Consider the following 14253-nt stretch of genomic DNA (forward strand, 5'->3'; position numbering starts at 1 on the left):
CGCCCGTGAATGCCCATGTTTTCAAACCCGATATGCCGCCACCGGTGAAAACCGTCGGCGTGCTCGCATGGATGCGTGCCAATCTGTTCTCCAGCTGGCTCAACACGCTGTTGACCCTGTTCGCCATCTACCTGGTGTGGCTGATCGTGCCGCCGTTACTGCAGTGGGCGTTGATCGATGCCAACTGGGTTGGCACCACGCGTGCCGATTGCACCAAGGAAGGCGCCTGCTGGGTGTTCGTGCAGCAGCGCTTTGGCCAGTTCATGTACGGTTATTACCCGACTGAACTGCGCTGGCGTGTGGACCTGACCGTGTGGCTTGCCGTGCTCGGCGCCGCGCCGCTGTTCATCAAGCGTTTCCCACGTAAGGCCTTCTACGGCCTGGGCTTCCTGGTGCTGTACCCGGTGCTGGCCTACACCCTGCTGCACGGGGGGTATCTGGGCCTGGAAAGCGTACCGACCAGCCAGTGGGGCGGGCTGATGCTGACCCTGGTGATCGCCACCGTGGGCATCGTCGGCGCCTTGCCGCTGGGCATCCTGCTGGCACTGGGCCGGCGTTCGAGGATGCCGGCCGTGAAAGTGGTGTGCGTGACCTTCATCGAGTTCTGGCGGGGCGTACCGCTGATCACCGTGTTGTTCATGTCGTCGGTGATGCTGCCGTTGTTCCTGCCGGAAGGCATGAGCTTCGACAAGCTGCTGCGGGCGATGATCGGTGTGATCCTGTTCCAGTCGGCGTACATCGCCGAGGTGGTGCGCGGCGGCCTGCAGGCCATCCCCAAGGGCCAGTACGAAGCCGCCGCGGCCATGGGCCTTGGCTACTGGCGCTCGATGGGGCTGGTGATCTTGCCGCAGGCGCTGAAGCTTGTGATCCCCGGCATCGTCAACACCTTCATTGCCCTGTTCAAGGACACCAGCCTGGTGATCATCATCGGCCTGTTCGACCTGCTCAACAGCGTCAAGCAAGCAGCCGCAGACCCGGCCTGGTTGGGCATGGCCACCGAGGGCTACGTGTTCGCCGCCCTGGTGTTCTGGATTTTCTGTTTCGGTATGTCCCGCTACTCCATGCATCTGGAGCGCAAGCTGGACACTGGCCACAAGCGTTAGGAGTTTCGAAATGAGTGAAGCGATCAAGCAGCCTGCTGGCCCCGAAGGCATCATCCAGATGCAGGGTGTGAACAAGTGGTACGGGCAGTTCCATGTGCTCAAGGACATCAACCTGAACGTGCGCCAGGGCGAACGCATCGTGCTGTGCGGCCCGTCCGGCTCGGGCAAGTCCACCACCATCCGCTGCCTTAACCGCCTGGAAGAGCACCAGCAAGGGCGCATCGTGGTCGATGGCGTGGAGCTGACCAACGACCTCAAGCAGATCGAGGCCATCCGCCGCGAGGTGGGCATGGTGTTCCAGCACTTCAACCTGTTCCCGCACCTGAGCATTCTGGAGAACTGCACCCTGGCGCCGATGTGGGTGCGCAAGATGCCACGGCGCAAGGCCGAGGAAATTGCCATGCACTACCTGGAGCGTGTGCGGATTCCGGAGCAGGCACACAAGTACCCTGGCCAGTTGTCTGGCGGCCAGCAGCAGCGTGTGGCCATTGCCCGCGCGTTGTGCATGAAGCCCAAGATCATGCTGTTCGACGAACCGACCTCGGCACTGGACCCGGAAATGGTCAAGGAAGTGCTCGATACCATGGTGGGCCTGGCCGAGGATGGCATGACCATGCTCTGCGTGACCCACGAAATGGGCTTTGCCCGTACCGTGGCGAACCGGGTTATCTTCATGGACAAGGGCGAGATTGTGGAGCAGGCCGCGCCGGATGACTTCTTCGACCGGCCGCGCAGTGACCGGACCAAGTTGTTCCTCAGCCAGATCCTGCATTGATGCTGTTTGGGCTGCGCGGCAGCCCTTCGCGGGCACGCCCGCTCCCACAGGTTTAGCGCTTGCTTTGGAGCCTGCGTAATTCCTGTGGGAGCGGGCGTGCCCGCGAAGGGCCGCAACGCGGCCCTGGGTTTATTTCTCTTCCTGGCTGGCAGCCGGCGCCGGTGGCGGCCGCAGCCCCACCTCGGCGATCAGCTTCAACTGTTGCCCGTTGCGCATCACCTCGATGGTGATCTTCTCGTTGGGTTTGATCCGCGCTACCTGGTTCATCGACTTGCGCCCGTCGCCGGCCGGCTCGCCATTGATGCTCAGGATCACGTCACCCAGGTGCAACCCGGCCTTGGCCGCTGGCCCTTCGCGGAAGATACCCGCCACCACGATGCCTGGACGGTCCTTCATGCCGAACGATTCTGCCAGCTCCTGGCTCAGTGGCTGCACTTCGATACCCAGCCAGCCACGGATCACCTGGCCGTGTTCGACGATCGACTTCATCACCTCCAGTGCCAGTTTTACCGGGATGGCGAAGCCGATGCCCTGCGAGCCACCGGACTTGGAGAAGATCGCGGTATTGATGCCGATCAGGTTGCCATTGGCATCCACCAGCGCACCACCGGAGTTGCCCGGGTTGATCGCCGCGTCGGTCTGGATGAAGTCTTCGTAGTTGTTCAGCCCCAGCTGGTTGCGGCCAGTGGCGCTGATGATGCCCATGGTCACAGTCTGGCCGACGCCGAACGGGTTACCGATGGCCAGCGACACGTCGCCGATGTGAATGGTGTCGGAACGGCCGATGGTGATCGCCGGCAGGTTCTTCAAGTCGATCTTCAGCACCGCCAGGTCGGTTTCCGGGTCGCTGCCGATCACGCGGGCCAGGGTTTCGCGGCCATCCTTCAGGGCTACGACGATCTGGTCGGCGCCGCTGGTAACATGGTTGTTGGTCAGCAGGTAGCCCTCTGGGCTCATGATTACCGCCGAACCCAGGCTTGATTCCCAGCGGCGCTGTTTGGGCAGGTTATCGCCGAAGAAGCGGCGGAACTGCGGGTCTTCGAACAGCGGGTGGGCGCTTTTGTTCACCACCTTGGTGGTGTACAGGTTGGCCACCGCCGGGGCGGCCAGGGTCACGGCGTCGGCGTACGACACCGGGCCTTGCATGATCCGCGTGGTCTGTGGCGCTTGTTGCAGGTTGACGTCCTGGCTGGGCAGCCCGACCCATTGCGGAAAACGCTGGATGATCAGCATGGCGATCAGTATGCCGGTAAGCAGGGGCCAGCCGAAGTAACGCAAAGCCTTGAACATGAACGAATCCTGGAAAGAGCAGGGGCCAGCGGCCTGGCAGTGGGGCATGAGCGCGCGCGATCATACACCGGTTCCCCCAGTGACAGCGACGGCCCATAATGGCCGGCATTATACGGGCGTTCGTCAGGCGTTGCGCCCGAGAAAAGCGCAGTTTTCGAGGAGATTTTCATGGCCGTCGCTCTAAACACCCTGGTCGAGGAAGCCGAGCGTTACCTGGGCAGCGCGAAGATCCAGGATTATTGCCCAAATGGCCTGCAGGTCGAAGGCCGGCCGCAGGTCAGCCGCATTGTCAGTGGTGTTACCGCCAGCCAGGCATTGCTGGATGCCGCAGTCGAGGCCGAGGCCGATCTGGTGCTGGTGCATCATGGTTATTTCTGGAAGGGCGAGAACCCGTGCATCACCGGCATTCGCCAGCGTCGCCTGAAGACCCTGCTGAATAACGATATCAGCCTGTTGGCGTTCCACCTGCCCTTGGACGTGCACCCGGAAGTGGGCAATAACGTGCAGCTGGCGCGGCAACTGGAGATCACTGTCGAAGGGCCACTTGACCCGGAAAACCCCAAGGTGGTCGGGCTGATCGGTTCGCTCGCCGAATCCATGACCGCGCGCGATTTTGCCCGGCGGGTGCAAGAGGTGCTGGGGCGTGAGCCGTTGCTGGTCGAAGGCGATCAAATGATCCGCCGGGTGGGCTGGTGCACCGGCGGCGGGCAGGGCTATATCGACACGGCGATTGCCGCCGGGGTCGACCTGTACCTGACCGGCGAGGCGTCCGAGCAGACCTACCACAGTGCGCGCGAGAATGGCGTCAGCTTCATTGCTGCCGGGCACCATGCCACTGAGCGCTACGGGGTGCAGGCGCTGGGCGATTACCTGGCACGACGGTTTGCCGTGGAGCACCTGTTCATCGATTGCCCGAATCCCATCTGATGGCAGGGCCGGCCTCTTCGCGGGTGAACCCGCGAAGAGGCCGGCCCTGCCAGCCCAAACCCCCAGTCATATCGTTAGACTTTTTCGATCTAGCCAGCCTCCTAAATAGAAGCAGCCGCTGTGATAAAGNGCCCAAACCCCCAGTCATATCGTTAGACTTTTTCGATCTAGCCAGCCTCCTAAATAGAAGCAGCCGCTGTGATAAAGTGGCTCGCTCGAACACGGCCCGCAGGCCGTCCATAAGATCGTTTTTCGTGAGTAGCCATGGTCGACAAACTGACGCACTTGAAACAGCTGGAGGCGGAGAGCATCCACATCATCCGCGAGGTGGCCGCCGAGTTCGACAACCCGGTGATGCTGTACTCGATCGGCAAGGACTCCGCCGTGATGCTGCACCTGGCGCGCAAGGCCTTCTTCCCGGGCAAGCTGCCGTTCCCGGTGATGCACGTCGACACCCAGTGGAAATTCCAGGAGATGTACAGCTTCCGCGACAAGATGGTCGAGGAAATGGGCCTGGAGCTGATCACCCACGTCAACCCCGAGGGTGTGGCGCAAGGTATCAACCCGTTCACCCATGGCAGTTCCAAGCACACCGACATCATGAAGACCCAAGGCCTGAAGCAGGCGCTGGACAAGCATGGTTTCGACGCTGCCTTCGGTGGTGCACGCCGTGACGAAGAGAAGTCGCGGGCCAAGGAACGTGTGTATTCGTTCCGTGACAGCAAGCACCGCTGGGACCCGAAGAACCAGCGCCCCGAGCTGTGGAACGTGTACAACGGCAAGGTCAACAAGGGCGAGTCGATCCGCGTCTTCCCGCTGTCGAACTGGACCGAACTGGACATCTGGCAGTACATCTACCTTGAAGGCATCCCGATCGTGCCGCTGTACTTCGCCGCCGAGCGTGAAGTCATCGAGAAGAACGGCACCCTGATCATGATCGACGACGAGCGCATCCTCGAGCACCTCTCCGAGGAAGAAAAAGCCCGCATCGTCAAGAAGAAGGTGCGTTTTCGTACCCTCGGCTGCTACCCGCTGACGGGCGCTGTCGAGTCGGAAGCCGAGACGCTCACCGACATCATTCAGGAAATGCTCCTGACGCGCACTTCCGAGCGCCAGGGCCGGGTCATCGACCACGATGGCGCCGGTTCCATGGAAGACAAAAAACGTCAGGGCTACTTCTAATTTTCAGGGTTACTCCATGTCGCACCAATCCGATTTGATCAGCGAAGATATCCTCGCTTATCTGGCTCAGCACGAGCGTAAAGAACTGCTGCGTTTCCTCACCTGCGGCAACGTGGATGACGGCAAGAGCACCCTGATCGGGCGCCTGCTGCACGACTCCAAGATGATCTACGAGGACCACCTCGAAGCCATCACCCGCGATTCGAAGAAAGTCGGCACCACCGGCGAAGAAGTCGACTTGGCACTGCTGGTAGATGGCCTGCAGGCCGAGCGCGAGCAGGGCATCACCATCGATGTCGCCTACCGCTACTTCTCCACCGCCAAGCGCAAGTTCATCATCGCCGACACCCCGGGCCACGAGCAGTACACCCGCAACATGGCCACCGGTGCGTCCACCTGCGACCTGGCGATCATCCTGGTCGATGCCCGTTACGGCGTGCAGACCCAGACCCGCCGCCACAGCTACATTGCGTCGTTGCTGGGCATCAAGCACATCGTGGTCGCGGTCAACAAGATGGACCTGAAGGGCTTCGATGAAGGCGTCTTTGAGTCGATCAAGGCCGACTACCTGAAGTTTGCCGAAGCCATCAATCTGACTCCGAGCAGCCTGCACTTCGTGCCGATGTCGGCGCTCAAGGGTGACAACGTGGTCAACCACAGCGAGCAATCGCCGTGGTACGCCGGCCCGACGCTGATGGAAATCCTCGAAACCGTCGAGGTTTCGGCCGACCGCAACTTCACCGACCTGCGTTTCCCGGTGCAGTACGTCAACCGTCCCAACCTGAACTTCCGCGGCTTCGCGGGTACCATCGCCAGCGGCGTGGTGCACAAAGGTGACGAGATTGTCGTGCTGCCGTCGGGCAAGAGCAGCCGGGTCAAGTCCATCGTCACCTACGAAGGTGAACTGGAAAACGCCGGCCCAGGCCAGGCCGTGACCCTGACCATGGAAGACGAGATCGACATCTCCCGTGGCGACCTGCTGGTACATGCCGACAACGTCCCGCCGGTCACCGACCAGTTCGACGCCATGCTGGTGTGGATGGCCGAGGAGCCGATGCTCCCGGGCAAGAAATACGACATCAAGCGTGCCACCAGCTACGTGCCAGGTTCGATTGCCAGCATCACCCACAAGGTCGATGTGAACACCCTGGAGCAGGGCGCTGCCAGCGCGCTGCAGCTGAACGAGATCGGTCGCGTCAAGGTAGCCCTGGACACCTCGATCGCCCTCGACGGTTACGACAGCAACCGCACCACCGGTGCGTTCATCGTCATCGACCGCCTGACCAACGGCACCGTTGGCGCCGGCATGATCATCGCCCCGCCCGTGTTGCCACACGGCAGCACCGGCCATCATGGCAAGCAGGCCCACGTGTCCACCGAAGAGCGCGCCCTGCGCTTCGGCCAGCAGCCAGCCACCGTGCTGTTCAGCGGCCTGTCGGGTGCTGGCAAGAGCACCTTGGCCTATGCCGTTGAGCGCAAGCTGTTCGACATGGGCCGTGCGGTGTACGTGCTCGATGGCCAGAACCTGCGTCACGACCTGAACAAGGGCCTGCCACAGGACCGCGCTGGCCGTACCGAGAACTGGCGCCGCGCCGCCCATGTGGCGCGCCAGTTCAACGAAGCCGGCATGCTGACCCTGGCTGCGTTCGTGGCCCCGGATGCCGAAGGCCGCGAACAGGCCAAGGCGCTGATCGGCAAGGAACGCCTGGTGACCGTTTACGTCCAGGCCTCGCCGCTGGTTTGCCGCGAGCGTGACCCGCAAGGCCTGTACGCTGCCGGTGGCGACAACATCCCGGGTGAAAGCTTCCCGTTCGATGTGCCGCTGGATGCTGATCTTGTGATCGACACCCAGGCCACCAGCGTGGACGAGGGCGTGAAACAGGTGCTGGACGTGCTGCGTCAGCGTGGCGCGATTTAAGCGCTAGCCTGCAAGGAAAACCCCGCTTCGGCGGGGTTTTTTGTCTCGCGTTCAGGATCCTTCTCAATGCTCGGAAAGACCGTCTCAGATATGTTTCTCCGACACCGGTATCACCCGTCTTTCCTTCACCGCTTTGTACGAAAAACTCGAATAGATCTCCTTCACCCCCGGCAACCGCTGCAGCACCTCCCGGGTAAATTCCCCAAACGACTCCAGGTCCCGTGCCAGGATCTCCAGCAGAAAGTCATAGCGGCCGGAGATGTTGTGGCAGGCGACGATCTCGGGGATTTCCATCAGGCGCTGTTCGAACGCCAGCGCCATGTCCTTGGTGTGCGAGTCCATCATGATGCTGACGAACGCGGTCACGCCAAACCCCAGCGACTTGGGCGAGAGGATGGCCTGGTAGCCGGTGATGTAGCCGTTTTCCTCCAGTAACTTGACCCGTCGCCAGCAGGGCGAGGTGGTCAGTGCCACCTGGTCGGCGAGTTCGGCAACGGTGAGACGGGCATTGTCCTGTAAGGCGGCGAGCAGGGCGCGGTCGGTGCGGTCGAGGCTTGAAGGCATTTTTTGCCCTCCTTGTCCGTTGATTATTGTTTTTGTTCCAACAAGCACGTGTATACGTAGGCTATTTTGGAAAAAATCGGGCAGCTCGGTGGCATAAGCTTATAGCAAACCACAAGAGGCTGTTGCCATGCGCGACTCCCACCACAACAACGGTTTTTCCACGCGGGCCATTCATCATGGCTATGACCCGCTTTCCCATGGTGGCGCCCTGGTGCCACCGGTGTACCAGACGGCTACTTATGCCTTCCCCACTGTCGAATACGGTGCTGCCTGCTTCGCCGGGGAGGAGCCTGGGCATTTCTACAGCCGCATTTCCAACCCCACGCTGGCATTGCTGGAGCAGCGCATGGCTTCGCTGGAGGGCGGTGAAGCGGGGTTGGCGTTGGCCTCGGGGATGGGCGCGATTACCTCAACCATCTGGACCCTGCTAAGGCCTGGCGATGAGCTGATTGTCGGGCGCACCTTGTATGGCTGTACCTTCGCTTTTCTGCACCACGGTATTGGTGAGTTCGGGGTGAAAGTTCGCCATGTCGATCTCAACGATGCCAAGGCCCTGAAAGCGGCGATCAGCAGCAAAACACGGATGATCTACTTCGAAACACCGGCCAACCCCAACATGCAACTTGTGGATATTGCGGCGGTTGTGGAGGCGGTGCGGGGGCATGATGTGCATGTGGTGGTCGATAACACCTACTGTACGCCGTACCTGCAGCGACCACTGGAACTGGGAGCGGACCTGGTGGTGCACTCGGCAACCAAGTACCTCAGTGGGCATGGCGATATCACTGCCGGGTTGGTGGTGGGGTGCAAGGCGTTGGTAGACCGTATCCGCCTGGAAGGGCTGAAGGATATGACCGGGGCGGTGCTGTCACCGCATGACGCGGCGTTGCTGATGCGCGGTATCAAGACCCTGGCCCTGCGCATGGATCGGCATTGCGCCAATGCCCAGCAGGTGGCCGAGTTTCTCGCTCGCCAGCCGCAGGTGGAATTGATTCATTACCCCGGGCTACCGTCTTTTGCCCAGTACGCGTTGGCCAAGCGACAGATGCGTTTGCCTGGCGGGATGATTGCGTTTGAGCTCAAGGGTGGCATTGAGGCGGGGCGGCGCTTCATGAATGCGCTGCAGCTCTTTGCCCGGGCGGTGAGCCTGGGGGATGCCGAGTCGCTGGCGCAGCACCCGGCGAGCATGACCCATTCCAGCTATACCCCGCAGGAGCGGGCGCATCACGGGATATCGGAGGGGTTGGTACGTCTGTCGGTGGGGCTGGAGGATGTGGAGGACCTGCTGGCAGATGTCGAACAGGCATTGCAGGCCTGCCGTTAGGTTGCCTGCACTGGCCCCTTCGCGGGCACGCCCGCACAGGTCCCGCGCAATATTTGAAACCTGCGCGGCCCTTGTAGGAGCGGGTTCACCCGCGAAGAGGCCGGGTTGCATCCACAAAAAAGGCCTCTTGCGAGGCCTTTTGCATCTTCAGCAGATCAACGCTTGAGCCCGTAGCTTTCGTCGAGCATGCCCGGCGAGTTAGGCGCTTTCGGTGCATAGTCGCGCGGCACTTCGGCGGTGTCTTTAGGTGGGGTCAGGCGGTCACGCGGGCCTTGCGGTGCATCGGAGTGCAGCGCAGCCAGCAGGCGTTGGCGGGTGACATCATCGAGGGCCAGGCTGTTGGCGCCTTCAGCCAGGTGATCCTGTACGTCCTGATAGCTCTGGGTCAGTTTCTTGACCAGCATGGCGGTGCTGTTGAAGTGGGTGACCACTTCGTTCTGGTAGCTGTCGAAGCGCTTCTGGATGTCGTCCAGTTGACGCTGGGTGTTGCTCGGTGCCGCATTGGGCAGCAGGCGGGCAACAATGAAACCGACTGCCACACCGATGACCAGGGCCAGGGTTGGCAACAACCAAACAAGGAGCGAGAGTTCCACGAGTCCTTCCTCTATAAACGGCTTTGCTTTACGTTAACGGCTCAGACCTGCGCTGTATACCGCGAGCGATCGCAAATCAGAACAGAATTTCACACCTAGACGAATCGACCCTCCCCGAGGTCACGGAGTAGTGCCTTGCTTGTCCGCGAAACCCCCTTGTTCATCGATGGCCCCAGCGGCCAGCTGGAAGCCTTGTACCTGGACGTGGCGCAAGCCCGTGGCGCGGTGCTGATCTGCCACCCTAACCCGGTCCAGGGCGGCACCATGCTCAACAAGGTGGTCTCGACCCTGCAGCGCACCGCACGTGATGCCGGCTATGTGACCCTGCGTTTCAACTACCGTGGCGTCGGCCAGAGCGCCGGCAGCCACGACATGGGCGCTGGCGAAGTGGCCGATGCCGAGGCCGCTGCAGCATGGCTGCGTGCCAGGCACCCCGGGCTACCGCTGGTGCTGATGGGCTTTTCGTTCGGTGGTTTCGTTGCCACCAGCCTGGCCGGGCGCCTTGAAAGTGCAGGCGTCGGGTTGCAGCACCTGTTCATGATCGCCCCGGCAGTCATGCGCCTGACCGCCGAATTCCCGCTGCCGCAGCGCTGCCCGCTCACCGTGGTGCAGCCGGACGCCGACGAAGTCGTCGCGCCGCAGCTGGTTTACGAATGGTCCGACAGCCTGTCGCGTCCCCATGAGCTGCTGAAAGTGGCAGAATGCGGACACTTCTTCCATGGCAAGCTGACCGATCTGAAGGATCTGCTGCTGCCGCGCCTTTCGAACTGAGCCAAGCCTGAATAAGCGAACACCCATGACCACGCGCATTCTTACCGGTATCACCACCACCGGCACTCCGCACCTGGGCAACTACGCCGGCGCCATCCGCCCGGCCATCCGTGCCAGCCAGCAGCCCGGTGTCGATTCGTTCTACTTCCTGGCCGACTACCACGCCCTGATCAAGTGCGACGACCCGATGCGCATCCAGCGCTCGCGCCTGGAGATCGCCGCCACCTGGCTGGCCGGTGGCCTGGACCCGGACAAGGTGACCTTCTATCGCCAGTCCGACATCCCGGAAATCCCCGAGCTGACCTGGCTGCTGACCTGCGTTGCTGCCAAAGGCCTGCTTAACCGCGCGCATGCCTACAAAGCCTCGGTGGACAAGAACGTCGAGAACGGTGAAGACCCGGACGCCGGCGTGACCATGGGCCTGTTCAGCTACCCGGTGCTGATGGCCGCCGATATCCTGATGTTCAATGCCAACAAGGTGCCGGTTGGCCGTGATCAGATCCAGCACGTGGAAATGGCCCGCGATATCGGCCAGCGCTTCAACCACCTGTTCGGTCAGGGCAAGGACTTCTTCGCCTTGCCGGAGGCAGTGATCGAGGAAAGCGTGGCGACCCTGCCGGGCCTGGACGGGCGCAAGATGTCCAAGAGCTATGACAACACCATCCCGTTGTTCACCAGCGCCAAGGACATGAAAGACGCCATCTCGCGCATCGTCACCGATTCGCGCGCGCCAGGTGAGGCGAAAGACCCGGACAACGCGCACCTGTTCACCCTGTACCAGGCCTTCTCCACGCCTGAACAATGCGCCGGTTTCCGCGAAGAGCTGCTGCAGGGCCTGGGCTGGGGCGATGCCAAGCAGCGCCTGTTCCAGCTGCTGGACGGCCAGTTGGCCGAGAAGCGCGAGTACTATCACCAGTTGATCGCCCGGCCGGCGGACCTGGAAGACATCCTGCTGGCCGGCGCCGCCAAGGCCCGCAAGATCGCCACGCCGTTCCTCGAGCAGCTGCGCGAGGCCGTTGGCCTGCGTTCATTCCGCAGCAGTGTGCAGGCCAACGCCGAAGTGAAGAAAAAAGCCACCAAGAGCGCGCGTTTTGTCAGCTTCCGTGATGAAGACGGCAGCTTCCGCTTCCGCCTGCTGGCCGCTGACGGCGAGCAACTGCTGCTGTCGCGCAGCTTCGCCGACGGCAAGAGTGCCGGCGCCGTGAGCAAGCAGCTGCAGCAAGGTGGCGAGGTTGATGTGCGCGTCGAAGGCCTGAGCTTCGGCCTGTGGCTCAATGGCGAGCAGGTTGCCGACGGGCCGCAGTTCGACAGCGCCGAAGCCCGTGATGCTGCCATTCAGAGCCTGAACGAAGCCTTGGCACCACAGCAGGACTGAGGCCGCCAAACGGTGGGAGCAACTGTCTTGCTCAATTTCTGAAAGCTGGCGCCATCCGTGTGGGAGCGGGCGTGCCCGCGAAACAGGCGCCGCGGTGCATGGCACCGGCTTTGCCGGTGTTCGCGGGCACGCCCGCTCCCACAGACTGATTGCCATTAAGCGGGCCTGTCGCTACAGTGACGGCCCGTTTTTTGTTGCCTCGCTAACGAATCATGACTCCCTTAGAACGCTATCAAGCAGATCTGAAACGTCCCGACTTCTTCCATGACGCGGCGCAGGAAACTGCGGTGCGTCACCTCCAGCGCCTGTACGACGACCTGGTGCATGCGCAGAACAACAAGCCGGGCGTGTTCGGCAAGCTGTTCGGCAAGAAGGAGCAGACTCCGGTCAAGGGCCTGTACTTCTGGGGTGGGGTGGGGCGAGGCAAGACCTACCTGGTTGATACCTTCTACGAAGCGCTGCCGTTCAAGCAGAAGATGCGTACGCACTTCCACCGCTTCATGAAGCGTGTGCACGAGGAGATGAAAACCCTCAAGGGCGAGAAGAACCCGCTGACCATCATTGCCAAGCGCTTCAGCGAAGAAGCCAAGGTGATCTGCTTCGACGAATTCTTCGTGTCGGACATTACCGACGCCATGATCCTCGGCACCTTGATGGAAGAGCTGTTCAAGAATGGCGTGTCGCTGGTGGCCACCTCCAACATCGTGCCGGACGGCCTGTACAAGGACGGCCTGCAGCGTGCGCGCTTCCTGCCGGCCATCGCCATGATCAAGCAGTACACCGACGTGGTGAACGTCGATAGCGGGGTCGACTACCGCCTGCGTCACCTGGAGCAGGCCGAACTGTTCCACTTCCCGCTCGATGACGCGGCGCACCAGAGCATGCGCGCCAGCTTCAAGGCGCTCACCCCTGAGTGCACCCAGGCGATCGAGAACGACGTGCTGATGATCGAGAACCGCCCGATCAATGCCCTGCGTACTTGCGACGACGTCGCCTGGTTCGACTTCCGCGCCCTGTGCGACGGGCCGCGCAGCCAGAACGACTACATTGAGTTGGGCAAGATCTTCCACGCCGTATTGCTGAGCAACGTGGAGCAGATGGGCGTCACCACCGACGACATCGCCCGCCGCTTCATCAACATGGTGGACGAGTTTTACGATCGCAACGTCAAGCTGATCATCTCGGCCGAGGTGGAGTTGAAGGACCTGTATACCGGTGGGCGTCTGAGCTTCGAGTTCCAGCGTACCCTGAGCCGGTTGCTGGAGATGCAGTCGCACGAATTCCTGGCGCGCGCACACAAGCCCTGACGCCAGCGGCAAGCTTCAGGCGGCAAGGAAAATTCAGGGCAATGCGCGATCCGCTCTGGTTTTTCTTGTCGCTTGAAGCTCGAAACCTGCCGCTCTGGAAGCCTTTCAGGCTTCCTGCATGAACTGCTGCCGATACTGGTTCGGCGACAACTCGGTGTGCTGGCGGAACAGTCGCGCAAAGAAACTGGCATCGTCATAGCCCACCTCGTAACTGATGGTCTTGATGCTCTTGCGCGTACTCGACAACAACCCCTTGGCTGTCTCGATGCGTAGCCGTTGCAGGTAGTGCAGCGGCTTGTCACCTGTTGCGCCCTGGAAGCGGCGCATGAAGTTGCGGATGCTCATGCCGTGGTTGCGGGCCACATCCTCGAAGCGGAACTTGTCGGCGAAGTGCTCCTCCAGCCAATGCTGGATCTGCAGGATGATCAGGTCCTGGTGCAGCTTCTGCCCGCCAAAGCCCATGCGCCCCGGGGTGTAGTTGCGTTGCACTTCGTAAAGGATATCGCGGGACACCGCACGGGCCACGTTGGCACCGCAGAAGCGTTCGATCAGGTAGATGTACAGGTCGCAGGCTGAAGTTGCACCGCCGGCGCAATAGATATTGTCGGCATCGGTCAGGTGCTTGTCCTGGTTCAGGCGGATCTGCGGGAAGCGTTCGGCAAAGCTGTAGAAGAAGCGCCAGTAGGTGGTCGCCTCCTTGCCATCGAGCAAGCCGGATTCGGCCAGCCAGAACACACCACTGGCCTCGGCGCACAGCACCGCGCCACGCGCGTGCTGTTCACGCAGCCACGGCAGCACCTGTGGATAACGTTGCAGCAGGTTGTCGAAATCATCCCAGTAGGCAGGGAGGATGATCACATCAGCGTCGTCCAGGCCGCCGTCAACCGGTAACTGCACATTGCTGAAGCTGTCCACGGGCTGGCTGTCGGGGCTCACCAGGCGGATTTCGAACATGGGCTGCAAGCCCAGGCCCAGCTGCTTGCTGTAGCGCAGGCTGGCGAGGTGGAAGAAGTCCTTGGCCTGCATCAAGGTCGAAGCGAACACCTTGTCAATGGCCAGGATGCTGACGCGCCGCAGCGACGCTGAGGGTTGGGTAAACATCATTGTCATTGTTCTTATAGGGT

At 61.6% G+C, this 14253-nt stretch carries 13 protein-coding genes; 9 read left to right on the plus strand and 4 right to left on the minus strand.

All coding sequences use genetic code 11. From position 1 onward, the window contains the following. The first annotated feature begins 5 nt into the window (after window positions 1–5). Both FQ668_RS05925 and FQ668_RS05930 read left to right on the plus strand, forming a co-directional pair. Window positions 6–1103, plus strand: coding sequence for an amino acid ABC transporter permease (locus tag FQ668_RS05925; RefSeq protein ID WP_010952426.1), 1098 nt, complete (start codon window positions 6–8; stop codon window positions 1101–1103). 10 nt (window positions 1104–1113) lie between these two features. Further along, a complete protein-coding gene (locus FQ668_RS05930; RefSeq protein WP_003251792.1) occupies window positions 1114–1878 on the plus strand; it encodes an amino acid ABC transporter ATP-binding protein in 765 nt (254 codons plus the stop codon). 129 nt (window positions 1879–2007) lie between these two features. On the opposite strand, the gene algW is transcribed toward FQ668_RS05930, so the two are convergent. Continuing rightward, window positions 2008–3168, minus strand: coding sequence for a Do family serine endopeptidase AlgW (gene algW, locus FQ668_RS05935; RefSeq protein ID WP_014592300.1), 1161 nt, complete (start codon window positions 3166–3168; stop codon window positions 2008–2010). Between the two features lie 168 nt (window positions 3169–3336). Here algW and FQ668_RS05940 point away from each other — a divergent pair, with 168 nt between their 5' ends. The 3 genes from FQ668_RS05940 to cysN all read left to right on the plus strand — a co-directional run bounded on the left by FQ668_RS05940 (window position 3337) and on the right by cysN (window position 7195). Further along, window positions 3337–4095 (plus strand): Nif3-like dinuclear metal center hexameric protein, encoded by a 759-nt coding sequence (locus tag FQ668_RS05940; RefSeq protein ID WP_014592299.1) that lies wholly within the window; start codon window positions 3337–3339, stop codon window positions 4093–4095. A 264-nt stretch (window positions 4096–4359) separates the two neighbouring features. Further along, window positions 4360–5277 carry a sulfate adenylyltransferase subunit CysD gene (gene cysD / locus FQ668_RS05950; RefSeq protein WP_003251799.1) on the plus strand — a complete coding sequence of 306 codons (918 nt, stop codon included), beginning with the start codon at window positions 4360–4362 and terminating at the stop codon, window positions 5275–5277. A gap of 16 nt (window positions 5278–5293) precedes the next feature. Then, on the plus strand, window positions 5294–7195 hold the full coding sequence (cysN, locus tag FQ668_RS05955; protein ID WP_003251801.1) for a sulfate adenylyltransferase subunit CysN: 1902 nt from the start codon (window positions 5294–5296) through the stop codon (window positions 7193–7195). Between the two features lie 84 nt (window positions 7196–7279). Here cysN and FQ668_RS05960 read toward each other — a convergent pair whose 3' ends face one another. Further along, window positions 7280–7759: an Lrp/AsnC family transcriptional regulator gene (locus FQ668_RS05960; protein WP_003251803.1), complete on the minus strand. Its 480-nt coding sequence runs from the start codon at window positions 7757–7759 to the stop codon at window positions 7280–7282. Window positions 7760–7886: 127 nt separating this feature from the next. On the opposite strand from FQ668_RS05960, the gene FQ668_RS05965 reads away from it, so the two are divergent. Further along, on the plus strand, window positions 7887–9083 hold the full coding sequence (locus tag FQ668_RS05965) for a methionine gamma-lyase (protein WP_019439050.1): 1197 nt from the start codon (window positions 7887–7889) through the stop codon (window positions 9081–9083). A 155-nt stretch (window positions 9084–9238) separates the two neighbouring features. On the opposite strand, the gene FQ668_RS05970 is transcribed toward FQ668_RS05965, so the two are convergent. Continuing rightward, window positions 9239–9676 (minus strand): YhcB family protein, encoded by a 438-nt coding sequence (locus FQ668_RS05970; protein WP_010952432.1) that lies wholly within the window; start codon window positions 9674–9676, stop codon window positions 9239–9241. A 135-nt stretch (window positions 9677–9811) separates the two neighbouring features. Here FQ668_RS05970 and FQ668_RS05975 point away from each other — a divergent pair, with 135 nt between their 5' ends. The 3 genes from FQ668_RS05975 to zapE all read left to right on the plus strand — a co-directional run bounded on the left by FQ668_RS05975 (window position 9812) and on the right by zapE (window position 13129). Continuing rightward, window positions 9812–10447 carry an alpha/beta hydrolase gene (locus FQ668_RS05975; RefSeq protein WP_014592297.1) on the plus strand — a complete coding sequence of 212 codons (636 nt, stop codon included), beginning with the start codon at window positions 9812–9814 and terminating at the stop codon, window positions 10445–10447. Between the two features lie 25 nt (window positions 10448–10472). Continuing rightward, on the plus strand, window positions 10473–11822 hold the full coding sequence (locus FQ668_RS05980; protein WP_014592296.1) for a tryptophan--tRNA ligase: 1350 nt from the start codon (window positions 10473–10475) through the stop codon (window positions 11820–11822). Between the two features lie 212 nt (window positions 11823–12034). Then, window positions 12035–13129, plus strand: a complete 1095-nt coding sequence (gene zapE / locus FQ668_RS05990; protein WP_014592295.1) for a cell division protein ZapE — start codon at window positions 12035–12037, stop codon at window positions 13127–13129. 105 nt (window positions 13130–13234) lie between these two features. Here the strand turns inward: zapE and FQ668_RS05995 are convergent, their stop codons facing one another. Then, on the minus strand, window positions 13235–14155 hold the full coding sequence (locus FQ668_RS05995) for a GlxA family transcriptional regulator (protein WP_178095664.1): 921 nt from the start codon (window positions 14153–14155) through the stop codon (window positions 13235–13237). Window positions 14156–14253 lie beyond the last annotated feature (98 nt).

Origin of the sequence: Pseudomonas sp. Kh14 (assembly GCF_900291005.1) — a bacterium.
Classification (GTDB): domain Bacteria; phylum Pseudomonadota; class Gammaproteobacteria; order Pseudomonadales; family Pseudomonadaceae; genus Aquipseudomonas; species Aquipseudomonas alloputida.